Source organism: Streptomyces sp. NPDC054842, assembly GCF_053611025.1.
The window spans coordinates 1-14,237 of the sequence record NZ_JBSGZN010000055.1 but is presented as its reverse complement, the minus strand read 5'-3'; the positions used below and the strand labels follow the sequence as shown (position 1 = coordinate 14,237).

Sequence of the window (14,237 nt, the reverse complement as noted above, 5' to 3'; positions counted from 1 at the left end):
GTACGCACACCCGTCCGGGCGCCGCCGGATCACCGCACCGCGATCACCGACGAACCATGCCCGAACAGACCTTGGTTGGCGGTGATCCCGACCCGCGCCCCCGCCACCTGCCGCCCCCCGGCCTCGCCCCGCAACTGCCATGTCAGTTCGCACACCTGGGCGATGGCCTGCGCCGGGACGGCCTCCCCGAAGGACGCCAGCCCGCCGCTCGCGTTCACCGGGGTCCGTCCGCCGAGCGCCGTCGCGCCCTCCCGCAGGAGCTTCGCCGCCCCGCCCTCGGCGCACAGCCCCAGATCCTCGTACCACTGCAGCTCCAGCGCCGTGGACAGGTCGTACACCTCGGCCAGCGACAGGTCCTCGGGCCCGACGCCCGCCTCCTCGTAGGCGGCACGGGCGATCGACGCGCGGAACGTCTCCCCGGTCGCGGCCACGGCCGCCGCGGAGTCCGTCGCGATGTCCGGCAGGTCCAGCAGGGTCTGCGGATAGCGGGGGGTCACCGTGGACACCGCACGGATCCGTACGGCCCCGGCCCGGCCGTGCCGCCGGGCGTACTCCGTGCTGCACAGCACGAGGGCCGCGCCGCCGTCCGACGTCGCGCAGATGTCGAGCAGGCGCAGCGGATCCGCCACCACGGCCGAGGCGGCGACCTCCTCGGCCGTGACCCGCGCGCGGTACCGCGCGTTCGGGTTCAGGGCGCCCGCGGCGGCGTTCTTCACCTTGACCCGCGCGAAGTCCTCGGGCGTGTCCCCGTGCAGGGCCATCCGGCGCCGCGCGTACAGCCCGAAGTACGCCGGGTTGGTCGCCCCGAGGAGCCGGAAGCGCAGCCAGTCCGGGTCGTCCGGGCGGTCCCCGCCGGCCGGGCGGAAGAAGCCCTTGGGCGCCGCGTCCGCGCCGACCACGAGCACGACGTCCGCGAGCCCCGCGAGGATCTGCGCCCGCGCCGCGTCGACGGCCTGCGCCCCGGAGGCACAGGCCGCGTAGACGCTCGTCACCCGGGCGCCCTGCCAGCCCAGCGCCCTGGCGAACGTCGCGCCCGCCACGTACCCCGGATATCCGCCCCGCACGGTGTCCGCGCCCACGATCGAGCCGACGTCCCGCCAGTCGAGGCCGGCGTCGGCCAGTGCGGCGCGGGCGGCCACCGTCCCGTACTCGACGAAGCTCCGGCCCCACTTGCCCCACGGGTGCATGCCCGCGCCGAGCACCGCCACGTCGCCCGTCACGCCGTCACCCCCGCCCCTCGGACACGCCTCGGCCGTCCGTCCCGCCCGCTTCCGCCGGGCGCCAGTGCCAGGTCGTCCAGGTCGTCCCCGCGTCCTCGTTCAGCACCCCGGGGACGAGTTCCACCTCCATGCCCACCACCAGATCGGCGACCGTGACCCCGGGCGCCGCCTGCCCGAGCACGACGATGCGCTCGGCCTCCAGCTCCGCGGCGATCAACGTGAAGGGCTCCCAGGGGAGTTCGGGATCGGACACGTAGGGCGACGGCGGCCGGTAGCGGCTGTCCGTGTACGACCAGACGCGACCGTGCCGGGACAGCGGCACCTCAGCCAGGTCGCCCCCGGCGCAGCCGGGATTCCGGCAACGGACGTCCTCGCGGGGGAAGAAGACGCGGGCGCACGCCGAGCAGCGCGTGCCGAGCAGCCGGAAGCCGTCCTCTTCGGCGGTGAACCATCCGGCCACCGCCGGTGTGCGGGTACGCGGCAAAGGTCCTCCCCTTAACGCGATCTGACGGAACGTCAGAAGTGTGCCACGGGCATCGCCGATTGGGCAGGGCGGCCGCGGAGAACCGGACACCCCGGCGTGCGGCGGATCCGGACGCGGTGGCGCGCGGCGAATCCCCGTCGCGGTGGCCCGGGGCCGGGGGAGGCACGGCACCCCACGCGCGCGTGCGACGCGTCGAGCCGAACCGGACCGCCCCGGGACGCGCGGACGGCGGGCGCTCCCTTCCCAGACGCGACCCCGGCCTGATAGACGCAAGGGTCATGACACGACTCTCCACCGCGCTGCGGGGCCTGGTGACCGCACTCGCGGCCCTGCTGTCCGTGACCGCCGCCTCCGCCACCGCCCGCGCCGATCCCGGACCAGGAGCGCCCGAGGACTTCGTGGCCCTCAGGTCCGTCGACCCGACGATCCTGGAGGACATGCGGTACTTCACACCGCACAACTTCGTGGGCGAGCGCGTCGAGGGCTACCGTCAGCCGCTCTGCATCCTGACCCGGCCCGCGGCCGAGGCGCTGCACAGGGCGCAGACGAAGCTGCTGCGGCGCGGCTACAGCCTCAAGGTCTACGACTGCTACCGGCCGCAGCGGGCGGTGGACCACTTCGTGCGCTGGGCCGAGGACCTCGGCGACCAGCGGATGAAGGCGGAGTTCTATCCCCGGGTCGACAAGACCCGCCTGTTCGAGGACGGTTACATCGCCGAAAAGTCCGGGCACAGCCGCGGCTCCACCACCGACCTCACCATCGTCCGGCTGCCGGCCCGGCCGACGCGGCCCTACGTCCCCGGGCAGCCCCTCGTGCCCTGCCACGCGCCCCGGGCGGAGCGCTTCCCCGACAACTCCGTGGACATGGGCACGGGTTACGACTGCTTCGACACCCTCGCGCACACCCTGGACCCGCGCGTCCAAGGCGAACAGCGCGCCAACAGGCTGCTCCTGAAGAGCACCCTGGAGGACCTCGGCTTCGTCAACCTGGCCGAGGAGTGGTGGCACTACACCTACAAGCCGGAGCCGTACCCGGACACCTACTTCGACTTCCCGGTGTCCCGCAAGTCGCTGAAACCGTCCCACTAGGGACGGGCCGAGGACGGCCGGGACACCTCCCGACGGGGCTCCCGGCATGATCGGATACAGTCCGCGCGTGTCCGTAACCCACCACCCGCCGACGGCCGGCCCCGCGCCGGACTCCCACTGCTCCGGCTGCGGAGCGCCCTTCGGGGAGGCCGTCTCCGGCTGGCCCCGCACCTGCGCCGCGTGCGGCACCACCGCGTACCGCAACCCGCTGCCGGTCGCGGTGGCCCTGCAGCCCGTCTACGACACCCAGGGCGCCGCCCTGGTGGTCATCACCCGGACGATCGCCCCCGCGCGCGGGGGCATCGCCCTGCCCGGCGGCTTCATCGACCACCGGGAGGACTGGCGGCACGCCGTCGTGCGGGAACTCCGGGAGGAGACGGGCATCGAGGCGGCGAGCCGCGAGGTGCGGCTCATCGACGCGATGAGCTCGCCCGACGGGCACCTGCTGCTCTTCGGGCTCCTCCCGGAACGCCCCGCCGCCGGACTCCCCGAGTCCGCCGCCACGGACGAGACCGAGGGCTGGCACCTGCTGCGCAGGCCGGCGGAACTCGCCTTCCCCCTCCACACGCTGGCCGTCCGCGCCTGGTTCGACGGTCGCTACATCTGAGCGGCGCCCCGGACCACCGTCCCCGGGGCGTGCCGCACGGACACTGCCCCGCCGTGGCTCACTTGGCCCCGAGCCCGCGCAGCCGCACCCGGTGGGGCGGCTCGGCCGGCCCGCTGTCGGAGTCCCGCTCGACCACCAGCCGCCGCCCCTCCCAGCGCGTCACATAGCGTTCGATCTCCGGCTCCTCCCACCCGTCCCCGGCGTCGGGCACCACCAGCCCGCCCCCGGTGCGGCCCCGCGCGGGCGCCCACACCTCCAGCTCCAGGACCCCGTCGTCGCCCCGCACGGGCAGCACGGCACCCGCGCGCGCGAGCACCGGAATCCGTGACAGGGGGGCGTCGACGAGAACCTGGGCAGGCCCCTCGTACGCCTCTCCCGTCGCGGTGTCGTACCAGCGCCCGCGCGGCAGCCGCACCGCACGCCGGTCCGTCCCCGGACCGAACACCGGCGCCACCAGCAGGCAGTCACCGAGCAGGAAGGCGTCCTCGCAGTCACGCAGCGCCCGGTCCTCGGCCGCGCCCCACCACACGGGACGCACGTAGGGCGCCCCCGTACGGCGGGCGAGGTGCGCCAGCGTCATGAAGTACGGCAGCAGGCGGCGCCGCTCGGCGAGCGCCACGCGCGCGTGCGCCAGCACCTCGTCACCGAACTCCCAGGGCTCCCGGCGACCCGCCCGGGGCCCGCCGTGCGTACGGAACAGCGGCAGGTAGGCGCCCAGCTGGAACCACCGCAGATACAGCTCCGGCGAGGGGCGACCGTCGGACCCGCCCACGTCGGCCCCCGAGTAGGGCACCCCGCTGAGCCCGAGCCCCATCACCAGCGACAGCGACGCCCGCAGCCCCGGCCAGCCCGTCGCCGTGCCGCCCGGCCAGACCCCTCCGTAGCGCTGCATCCCGGCCCACCCGGAGCGCGAGAGCACGAAAGGACGCTCCCCGGGTGCCAGTTCGCGCAACTCCTCGTAGCCGGCCCGCGCCATGCCCAGCGCGTACACGTTGTGCGCCTCGCGATGGTCCCCGCCGGCGCCCTCCAGGAAGTGCCGCGCCGAGAGCGGCAGGGTGTTCTGCCCGAACGCCGTGAACGACGTCGGCTCGTTCATGTCGTGCCGGAACCCCGCGAACCCCTGCGCCAGCCGCTCCTCGTAGAGCCGTCCCCACCACCGCCGCACCCGAGGGTGCGTGAAGTCCGGGAACACCGACCTGCCGGGCCTGGCCGGCGCCTCGACCGGCTTCCCGCCCGCGTCGCGCACGAAGACGTCCTCCGCCGCCCCGCCGTCGTGGACGGCGACGCCCGGCGCGGCGGCGACCGCCGGGTCCACGACCGACACCAGCCGGATCCCGTCGCGCCGCAGCTCGTCGGCGAGCACCGGCAGCTTGGGGAACCGCTCCCGGTCCACCGTGAACACCCGTCGCGCCTCGTGGTGGTCGACGTCCAGGTGGACCGCCCCGAGCGGCAGGTCGCGCTCCTGGTAGCCCCCGACGATCCGCCGCACCTCCTGCTCGCCACCGAAGTCCGACCGCCCGTGCTGATGCCCGAGCGCCCAGGCCGGCGGCAGCGCGGGAGCCCCTGTGAGCGTGGACCAGGCGTGCAGCACGCGCGCGGGGGTGCCCACCAGGACCCAGCAGCGCAGCGGACCGCCCTCCATCCGGACGCGGCACGTGCCGGGCCGGTCGTGCCCGGAACCGGCGCCCTCCTCACCCTCGCCGAGCGTCACCGTCCCGTCCCACGGGTTGTCGTGGAACACGAGATGGGTGCCCGCGTCGGACACCACCAGCTGCACCGGCATGGTGATGTGCAGCGGGTCGTCGCCCGGCACGAGGGCGCGGCCGGGGTCCGTGTTCCACAGCCGGTAGGTGCCGTCGCGCAGCCGCGCCCCCGCGGCCCGCCCGCCCAGGCCGAAGAACCGGGCGTCGGCCGCCACCTCGGAGCGCTGCTCCCAGCGCGCCTCGCCCCCCTCGGCCGACTCCCACCAGCGGGGCGGCAGATCACGGCGCAGCGTCACTCCGCCGGGCGTACACACCTGGATCGCCCCGTGCCGCGACACGGCGACGGTGAGGCGCTCGGCCACGATCCGCCACCCTCCGTCCTTGTCGGGCTCCAGGACGGCCCGGGGGTCCGGTTCGGGGAAGCCGCCCGGCAGGGCGTGCGACGGCAGGGGCCCGGCCCCGTCCCAGCCCCAGAACAGCGCCCCGTTCACCGCCACGCCGACCCGGAGCTCCGCGCGCGTGAACTTCACGACGCCGCCTCCGGGACCCGGCTCCACGCCCTGCACCGGTCCGGGCACCCGGGCCCGCTCGGCCCTCCGCCGCGGCAGACCGGCGGCGTCCGCACGCCTCCTGCGCCACGCGGCCCGCACGGTGCCCCACCCCTGACTGGCACCCCCCGAGCCGACCGCTGTCACCGAACGCACCAGGTCACGACCGTCCATGCTGTTCAGCCTGCCATTCGCGCAGGCCCGGGGGAGGCTCGTTCAACTTCCGTTCACCCGTGGTGAGGGCACATCTTCACGACACCGACTATGTGCGGCGCACCCTGGTGCGGAAGTCGATCACATGGCATCGTCCGTGTCAGCCGCGTGACGCGCACACCCCTGCCCGTGCGCGCCCGACGCACACGACGCGCACAGTCCGGGAGCCGCCCCATGTCCTCTGCGAACGCCTCGCCGCTCTGGCAGCCCGACCGGGAACGTATCGACCGGGCACAGGTCACCAGGTTCCAGTCCTGGGCGGCCGAACACCACGGAGCCCCGGCCTCGGGAGGCTACGCGGCACTGCACCGCTGGTCCGTCGACGAGCTCGACACGTTCTGGAAAGCCGTCACCGAGTGGTTCGACGTACGGTTCTCCACCCCCTACGCGCGCGTGCTGGGCGACCGCTCGATGCCGGGCGCCGAGTGGTTCCCCGGGGCCACCCTGAACTACGCGGAGCACGCCCTGCGCGCGGCGGGGACCCGCGCGGACGAGCCCGCCCTGCTGTACGTCGACGAGACCCACGACCCGAGCCCGGTGACCTGGGCCGAGCTGCGCCGCCAGGTCGCTTCCCTGACGGCCGAGCTGCGGTCCCTCGGGGTGCGCCCCGGGGACCGGATCAGCGGCTACCTCCCGAACGTCCCGCAGGCCGTGGTGGCGCTGCTCGCCACGGCCGCCGTGGGCGGCGTGTGGACCTCGTGCGCCCCGGACTTCGGCGCCCGCAGCGTCCTGGACCGCTTCCAGCAGGTGGAACCGGTCGTCCTGTTCACCGTCGACGGCTACCGCTACGGCGGCAAGGAGCACGACCGCCGCGACACCGTCGCCGAGCTGCGCCGCGAACTGCCCACCCTGCGCGCCGTCGTGCACATCCCGCTGCTGGGCACCGAAGCCCCCGAGGGCGCCCTGGAGTGGTCGGCGCTGACCGCCGCCGACGTGGAGCCCGTCTTCGAGCAGGTCCCCTTCGACCACCCCTTGTGGGTGCTGTACTCCTCGGGCACGACGGGACTGCCGAAGGCGATCGTCCAGTCCCAGGGCGGCATCCTCGTCGAGCACCTCAAGCAGCTCGGCCTGCACTGCGACCTGGGGCCGGAGGACCGGTTCTTCTGGTACACGTCGACCGGCTGGATGATGTGGAACTTCCTCGTCTCCGGCCTGCTCACGGGCACCACGATCGTCCTGTACGACGGCAGCCCGGGTTATCCGGACACCGGAGCCCAGTGGCGCATCGCCGAGCGCACGGGCGCCACCCTCTACGGCACCTCGGCGGCCTACGTCATGGCGTGCCGCAAGGCGGGCGTCCACCCCTCCCGGGACTTCGACCTCTCGCGCGTGCAGTGCGTGGCGACCACGGGCTCGCCGCTGCCTCCCGACGGCTTCCGCTGGCTGCACGACGAGGTCCGCGACGACCTGTGGATCGCCTCGGTCAGCGGCGGCACGGACGTGTGCTCGTGCTTCGCCGGCGCCGTGCCGACGCTCCCGGTCCACATCGGCGAACTCCAGGCCCCCGGCCTCGGCACGGACCTCCAGTCCTGGGACCCGGCCGGCGAGCCCGTGATCGACGAGGTCGGCGAGCTGGTGGTCACCAACCCCATGCCGTCGATGCCCGTCCGGTTCTGGAACGACCCCGACGGCAGCCGCTACCACGGCAGCTACTTCGACACGTACCCCGGAGTGTGGCGCCACGGCGACTGGATCACCGTCACCTCGCGCGGCTCCGTCGTCATCCACGGCCGCTCCGACTCCACGCTGAACCGGCAGGGCGTGCGCATGGGGTCCGCTGACATCTACGAGGCCGTCGAACGGCTCCCGGAGATCAAGGAGTCGCTCGTCATCGGCGTCGAACAGCCCGACGGCGGCTACTGGATGCCGCTCTTCGTGCACCTCGCTCCCGGCGCCGTGCTCGACGACGCCCTCCTGGACCGCATCAGGCGCACCATCCGGGAGCAGCTCTCGCCGCGCCACGTCCCCGACGAGGTGATCGAGGTCCCCGGCGTCCCGCACACCCTCACGGGCAAGCGCATCGAGGTCCCGGTCAAGCGCCTCCTCCAGGGCGCCTCCCTGGAGAAGGCCGTCAACGTGGGGTCCGTGGACGACGTCGAACTGCTCCGCTTCTACGAGGACCTGGCCCGCAAGCGCTCCTGATCAGCCCCCGTAGGTGGCCTCGGACTCGCCCAGCACGGCGGCGAAGTCCGAGGCCAGCCGCACCGCGTCGGCCGGCTCCAGGTCCGCGACCGAGATCCGCACGCCCGGCCCCGACGCCAGCCGGAACCGCGCCCCCGCCGCGACCCACCAGCCGTACGAGCGCAGCCCGTTGACCACGGCGGACTCGTCCCGCACCGGCACCCACAGGTTCATCCCGCTCACCCCGTGGGCCTGGACGCCGTGCTTGGCGAGCTCGCCGGCCAGCGCGCTCCTGCGCTGTCCGTAACTCTCCCCTGCACGGGCCACCGACGCGCGCGTGGCCTCGTCCGCCAGCAGGCCGAGGACGGTCTCCTGGAGCAGATGGCTGACCCAGCCCGAGGTCAGCAGCAGCCGGCCGTCGTGCCGGGCCAGGGTCGTCGGATCGCAGGCCGCCGCGGCCCACCGCAGGTCCGTGCCCAGGAACTTGCTCACGGTCCGCACGTGCACCCAGCGCGCCAGTTCCCCGGACGTCAGCGTGTGGAGCGGGGCGCCCGCCACGGCGGACGCGTGGTCGTTCTCCACCACGAGCACCTCGGGCCGCTCCCGCAGCACGTCGACCAGCGCGTCACGGCGCGCCGCGGAGAAGCAGCCGCCGTACGGGTTCTGCGCCCGCGGACTGCACACCACCGCGCGGACGCCCGCCCGCACCGCGGCGCGCAGCGCGTCCGGGCGGATCCCCTCGTCGTCCACCGCCACCGGCACCGTCCGCAGGTCCAGTGCCGTCACCAGGTCCAGCAGGTGGTGGTAACCGGGGTCCTCCATGGCGACGGCGTCGCCGGGCCGCAGCTCCACGGACAGCAGCCGGCCGATCAGGTCGAGTGCGCCGTGCGCGAAGGTGAAGCCCTCGGTGGGGACGCCGTCCGGGGCCAGCCACGCACGGACCGCCTCCTCCAGCGGGGCCAGCCGGGGCGTGCCGCGGTGCGACCGCGCCCCGGAGGAGAGACGCGAGGGCGGCACCAGGCGCGGCAGGAAGGCGGGATCCGGGTGCCCGCCGGCCAGATCGCGGACGCCGGACGGCACCTTGGGGGGCCGCCGCGAGGCGACCGTGGGGGCGGCGGCGACCACGGTCCCGCCCCGCCCGCGCGTCACCACGATTCCGCGTCGGCGCAGCTCCTGGTAGGCCGTCGCGACCGTGCCCGGGCTCACCCCGAGTCCGTCGGCGAGGCGCCGCACCGGCGGCAGGGCGTCCCCGGGGCTCAACGCCCCTTCGGCCACGCCGCGTTCGACGGACGCGGCAATCCCCTTGGCTGTCGTACCTGTGATCCCATATTGTGTTGCCACGTTGCCAAGTATGTATCAATACATAACTGGAAGCAAGGGGGAGCAGTGAGTCCGACACGCCGCGCAGCCGGATGGGCGACACGCATACCGGGAGGCCCCGACGGCCGGAGAATGCTCTGGATCGCGCTCGTCGACCGCATCGGCAGCGGCCTCTGGGCCTCCGTGTCCGTCCTGTACTTCACCTACGTCACCGGCCTCTCCATCGCCCAGGTCGGCACGCTCGTCGCCGCCTCCGGGGCCATCGGCATCGCCGGCGCACCGCTCGGCGGCCGCATCGCCGACCGCCTCCCGCTCACCCACGTCCTGATCGCCCTGCAACTCCTGCGCGCCGCCGCCTCCCTCGCCCTGCTGACCACCGACAGCTACGTGCTCCTGCTGCTGTTCTCCGCGGCCGGCAGCCTCGGCGACCGGGCCGCCAACGTCCTCACCAAGCTCTACGCGACACGCGTCGCCGGCCCCGACCGCGTCCGCTACCAGGCCGTGAACCGCACGGTCGCCAACGCGGGCTGGGCCATGGGCGGCCTGATCGCGGCGGCCGCCCTCGCCGCCGGCTCCACGGCGGCGTACCGGTGGCTCCTGGCGGGCGACGCCCTCTCCTTCGCCGTCGTCGCCCTCCTCACCCGCCGCTGCGGCGAGCCGCCGTCCCCGTCGCGCACCGTGGCCGCCTCCGGAAAACCCGCTCCGACGACGACGGCAAGGACGACCAACCCCTGGCGGGACCGCACCTACCTGGCCTACGTCGCCACCGAGACCGTCCTCTTCCTCGACGACGCGGTGTTCAAGGTCGGCCTGCCCCTGTGGATTGCCCACGGCAGCGAAGCGCCCCAGGGCCTCGCACCTCTGCTCATGGTCCTGAACAACGTCATGGTCGTCGGCCTCCAGGTCCCCCTGGCCCGATTCGGCGCCACCACCGAGGCGGCCCGCGCACTGCTGCTCCCGCTCTCCGGCGTCTTCGCCCTCGGCGGCGTCCTGATGGCCCTCTCCGGCACCGGCGGAACCATGGCCGCGGCCCTGACCCTCACCGGCGCGGCCGTCGCCTTCACCGTCGCCGAGATGCTGCACGCCACCGTCTCCTGGGACCTGTCGGTCGCGCTCGCTCCCGACACCGCGCAGGGCGGCTACCTCGGCGTCCACGGACTCGCCCAGTCCGCCCAGCGCAGTGTCGGACCACTCGCGGTGACCGCGGCCATCACCGCCGGCCCCGCCGGCTGGGCCGTCTTCGGCGCGGTCATCGCGCTGACCTGCGGCTTTCAGCACCGCCTGGTGCGTGACCGACTCCGCGAACCCCCGTTGTCAGTGCCCCCGATTACTGTGAGTGAGCATTGATCGACCGTGCACAGGGGGAACCATGCCGCACACCCGACACCAGACCATGCGCCGCGTCCTGCGCCGCGAGATCGCGGGCACCATCGGCCTGCTCACCGACGAAGAGGACTTCGCCGCGATGCGGCGCTACCGGACCTTCACCTTCGACGACCACCGGACCTACCTCCGGCAGGTGGAAGCCCTGCTGAGGACACTCGCCGCACAGGGCAGCCACACCACCGTCGCCCTCTTCGACCCCGAGGAGTACGCCGCGTACTGCTCCGACACCGGCCTCGATCCCGACGCCCCGGCCAGCCGCTCCCGCTTCACGGCCGAGCTCGCCGCGACCGGCCCCGCCCTCCCGTACGAGGGACAGCCCCTCGCCGACCTGGTCCCGGACCTCGTCGACGAGGCCGTACGACAGGCGACCTGGGAGTACGCGACCACCCTCCTGGCCCGCATCGGCGACTGCGCGTCCTGCGGCGAGGACATCGGACGCGCCGCCTTCACCCGGGCCACCCACCTGCTCACCCGCATCCTCGACACCGCGGGCCCCGGCGAGCGCCACCTGGTGTGCAGCGTCTCCACCGCACCGGAGACGCTCATGGCCGTCCTCCGCGCCGAAGCCACCGACGACTCCGCGGGCCTGGACGAGAGCGAGGCCCTGGAGTTCGCCACGGTCCTGGCCCTCGGCATCGCCACCCACGCCCCGGGCGGACTCGTCATGCGCACCAGCGCCCCCGGCACGACCGACCGGATCTACGGCTGGCGCCTGCGCGGCGAAGGACTGGAACCCCTGACGGCCGCCGAGGTCTTCGACGCCTACTGCACCGACATCGACTCCGGAGACCTCGTCTCCCCGGAGTCCGGGGTCGACTACTGCGTACCGCCCGACCTGGGAGAGGAGCAACCCGGCAGCGGGCACACGCACTGAACGCGCGAGGGGCGCCCCACCCGCGGGTGGAGCGCCCCTCGCCACAGCCGATGAGCCGGAGTGCGGCCCTACTCGCCCGACAGCACCGCCTGAGCCGCGCTGCGCGCCTCTTCCGCGGTGTCCGCGGCCCGAGCCGCGGCGGCCGCACGCTCGCACTGCGCGAGCGTGTACTTCGCCAGCGTCGACCGCACATAGGGAATGGACGCCGCCCCCATCGACAGGGAGGTCACCCCGAGACCCGTCAGCACACACGCGAGCAGCGGGTCCGACGCGGCCTCGCCGCAGACACCGCAGCTCCTGCCCTCGGCCCCGGCCGCCTCGGCGGACAGCGCCACCAGGTCCAGGAGCGCGGGCTGCCACGGGTCCTGCAACCGGGACACCGCACCCACCTGCCGGTCGGCGGCGAAGGTGTACTGCGCGAGGTCGTTGGTCCCCAGCGACAGGAACTCGACCTCCTGCAGGATCGAGCGCGCCCGCAGCGCGGCCGACGGGATCTCGACCATCGCGCCGAACTTCGCCCGCAGCCCGGCCTCGCGGCACGCGTCGGCGAACGCCTTGGCGTCGATGCGGTCCGCCACCATCGGCGCCATGACCTCGAGATGGACCGGCAGCCCCTCCGACGCCTTCGCGAGCGCGGTCAGCTGGGTACGCAGCACGTCCGGGTGGTCGAGCAGCGAGCGCAGCCCGCGCACACCCAGCGCGGGGTTCGGCTCGTCCGCCGGGGTCAGGAAATCGAGCGGCTTGTCCGCGCCGGCGTCGAGCACCCGCACGACCACACGGCCCTCGGGGAACGCCTCCAGCACCTGGCGGTAGGCCTCCACCTGCTTCTCCTCGGACGGCGCGTTCGCACTGTCGTCCAGGAAGAGGAACTCGGTACGGAACAGTCCGACGCCCTCGGCGCCCGCCTCCACGGCGGCCGGCACGTCCGCGGGACCGCCGACGTTCGCGAGCAGCGGCACCTTGTGCCCGTCGGAGGTGGCGCCCGGGCCGGTCGAGGCGGACAGCGCCGCCCTGCGCTCGGCAGCGGCCGCCTCCAGCTGCGCCTTCTTCTCGGCGCTCGGCTCCACGAAGATCTCACCGGTGCTGCCGTCCACGGCCACGACCGTGCCCTCGGCGATCTCACCCGCACCGGGAAGGGCCACCACGGCCGGCACACCGAGCGCCCGCGCCAGGATCGCGCTGTGGCTGGTGGGACCGCCCTCCTCGGTGACGAAACCGAGGACCAGCGTCGGGTCGAGGAGCGCGGTGTCCGCCGGCGCGAGGTCACGGGCGATGAGAACGTACGGCTCGTCGCTGTCCGGGACACCCGGCATGGGGACGCCGAGCAGCCGCGCGACGATGCGGTTCCGCACGTCGTCCAGGTCGGCCACCCGCCCGGCGAGGTACTCACCGGCACCCGCGAGCAGCGCACGGTAGGAGGCGAACGCGTCGTAGACCCCGCGCTCCGCCGTGCTGCCGACGGCGATACGCCGTTCCACGTCCGCCATCAGCTCGGGGTCCTGGGCCATCATGGCCTGGGCCTCGAGCACCGCCTGCGCCTCGCCGCCGGCCAGGTTGCCGCGTGCCGTCAGATCGGCCGCCACAGCTTCCACGGCCTTGCGGGCGCGCCCCTGTTCGCGCTCCGCGTCCTCCGCGGGAATCTGCTTGGCAGGCGGTTCGAGAACCGCCGTTCCCATGTGCCGAACCTCGCCGATCGCCACACCGTGGCTCACGCCGACGCCTCGCAGCGTTGTCTCCATCTCACCCGTCTCCGATAGTGCGGCGGGCCCCGCCGCCGCGGTGGTTGTTCGATTGCCGCCCGGGGACGGCACTGCCGTCACTGCCAGCCGAAGAGGCTGTCGCCGGCCTTCACGTCGCCGTCCTCGCGGAGCTCGGAGAGGGACTCGGCCGTGGCCTCGAGCGCCACGACCGGGCACACCGGGGACTTTCCGGCCTCCTCGACGGCGGCCGGGTTCCACCGGATCACGGACTGGCCGCGGGTCACGGTGTCGCCCTTGTTGACGAGCAGCTCGAAGCCCTCGCCGTTGAGCTGCACGGTGTCGATGCCGAGGTGGGTGAGGACTCCGTGGCCCTGATCGTCGACGACGACGAAGGCGTGCGGGTGGAGCGAGACGATGACTCCGTCCACGGGGGCCACCGCCTCGGAGGACTCACGCACGGGGTCGATCGCCGTACCGGGGCCGACCATGGCTCCGGAGAAGACGGGGTCCGGCACTGCGGCGAGCCCGATGGCGCGTCCTGCAAGAGGGGACGTCACGGTGGTCATGGGAAGCCTCCCAGGGGTGGAGATTCAGATGGGCCGTCACTCCCTGTATCGGACGGCGCACTGTTCAGCAGCGTATGTCAGATGAACTGCCGGTTCCGCACGATAGCTGCCGAGTAGAGGTCTAGACCACCTCTCCAACGGATTTGCACCCACTCGGGGCCGGGAGTACAGTCGTAGACCTGCCTGGGGCTGAGCGATGCGACTACGCGTCCTTGTCCGGCAGCACCCAAACTTGTCAGATCCTATCTCGGGATCCGTTCCCCATGTCCGGGGGCCGGTGGTCAGGGAGACGGAAAATCACTGATAGAGTTTGAAACGCAAGACCGAAGGGAAGCGCCCGGAGGAAAGCCCGAGAGGGTGAGTACAAAGGAAGCGTCCGTTCCTTGAGAACTCAACAGCGTGCCAAA

General features: G+C 73.5%; 11 protein-coding genes. 5 read left to right on the top strand and 6 right to left on the bottom strand.

Annotated elements, in window-relative coordinates; translation table 11 throughout:
• Positions 1–29 precede the first annotated feature (29 nt).
• Both ACWGIS_RS31135 and ACWGIS_RS31130 read right to left on the bottom strand, forming a co-directional pair.
• Complete coding sequence (locus tag ACWGIS_RS31135; RefSeq protein WP_453365827.1) at positions 30–1,220, bottom strand: lipid-transfer protein; 1,191 nt, start codon at positions 1,218–1,220, stop codon at positions 30–32.
• 4 nt (positions 1,221–1,224) lie between these two features.
• Positions 1,225–1,704 (bottom strand): Zn-ribbon domain-containing OB-fold protein, encoded by a 480-nt coding sequence (locus tag ACWGIS_RS31130; RefSeq protein WP_453365826.1) that lies wholly within the window; start codon positions 1,702–1,704, stop codon positions 1,225–1,227.
• Positions 1,705–1,982: 278 nt separating this feature from the next.
• Here ACWGIS_RS31130 and ACWGIS_RS31125 point away from each other — a divergent pair, with 278 nt between their 5' ends.
• Both ACWGIS_RS31125 and ACWGIS_RS31120 read left to right on the top strand, forming a co-directional pair.
• Complete coding sequence (locus ACWGIS_RS31125) at positions 1,983–2,792, top strand: M15 family metallopeptidase (protein WP_453365825.1); 810 nt, start codon at positions 1,983–1,985, stop codon at positions 2,790–2,792.
• A 46-nt stretch (positions 2,793–2,838) separates the two neighbouring features.
• Positions 2,839–3,399 carry an NUDIX domain-containing protein gene (locus tag ACWGIS_RS31120; protein WP_453365824.1) on the top strand — a complete coding sequence of 187 codons (561 nt, stop codon included), beginning with the start codon at positions 2,839–2,841 and terminating at the stop codon, positions 3,397–3,399.
• Between the two features lie 58 nt (positions 3,400–3,457).
• On the opposite strand, the gene ACWGIS_RS31115 is transcribed toward ACWGIS_RS31120, so the two are convergent.
• Entirely contained in the window at positions 3,458–5,824 is a 2,367-nt protein-coding gene (locus ACWGIS_RS31115) for a glycoside hydrolase family 31 protein (RefSeq protein WP_453365823.1), read from the bottom strand.
• A gap of 213 nt (positions 5,825–6,037) precedes the next feature.
• Between ACWGIS_RS31115 and ACWGIS_RS31110 the strand changes: the two genes are divergently transcribed.
• On the top strand, positions 6,038–8,005 hold the full coding sequence (locus tag ACWGIS_RS31110; RefSeq protein ID WP_453365822.1) for an acetoacetate--CoA ligase: 1,968 nt from the start codon (positions 6,038–6,040) through the stop codon (positions 8,003–8,005).
• On the opposite strand, the gene ACWGIS_RS31105 is transcribed toward ACWGIS_RS31110, so the two are convergent.
• Positions 8,006–9,325, bottom strand: coding sequence for an aminotransferase class I/II-fold pyridoxal phosphate-dependent enzyme (locus tag ACWGIS_RS31105; protein ID WP_453365821.1), 1,320 nt, complete (start codon positions 9,323–9,325; stop codon positions 8,006–8,008).
• A gap of 111 nt (positions 9,326–9,436) precedes the next feature.
• On the opposite strand from ACWGIS_RS31105, the gene ACWGIS_RS31100 reads away from it, so the two are divergent.
• Positions 9,437–10,651, top strand: a complete 1,215-nt coding sequence (locus ACWGIS_RS31100) for an MFS transporter (RefSeq protein ID WP_453365820.1) — start codon at positions 9,437–9,439, stop codon at positions 10,649–10,651.
• A 22-nt stretch (positions 10,652–10,673) separates the two neighbouring features.
• Positions 10,674–11,564, top strand: a complete 891-nt coding sequence (locus ACWGIS_RS31095; RefSeq protein ID WP_453365819.1) for a hypothetical protein — start codon at positions 10,674–10,676, stop codon at positions 11,562–11,564.
• A gap of 68 nt (positions 11,565–11,632) precedes the next feature.
• Here the strand turns inward: ACWGIS_RS31095 and ptsP are convergent, their stop codons facing one another.
• Positions 11,633–13,303 (bottom strand): phosphoenolpyruvate--protein phosphotransferase, encoded by a 1,671-nt coding sequence (ptsP, locus tag ACWGIS_RS31090; RefSeq protein WP_453365818.1) that lies wholly within the window; start codon positions 13,301–13,303, stop codon positions 11,633–11,635.
• A 77-nt stretch (positions 13,304–13,380) separates the two neighbouring features.
• The gene (locus tag ACWGIS_RS31085) at positions 13,381–13,830 is read right to left on the bottom strand and encodes a PTS sugar transporter subunit IIA (protein ID WP_453365817.1); all 450 of its coding nucleotides are present in this window, start codon (positions 13,828–13,830) and stop codon (positions 13,381–13,383) included.
• Positions 13,831–14,237: the final 407 nt, after the last annotated feature.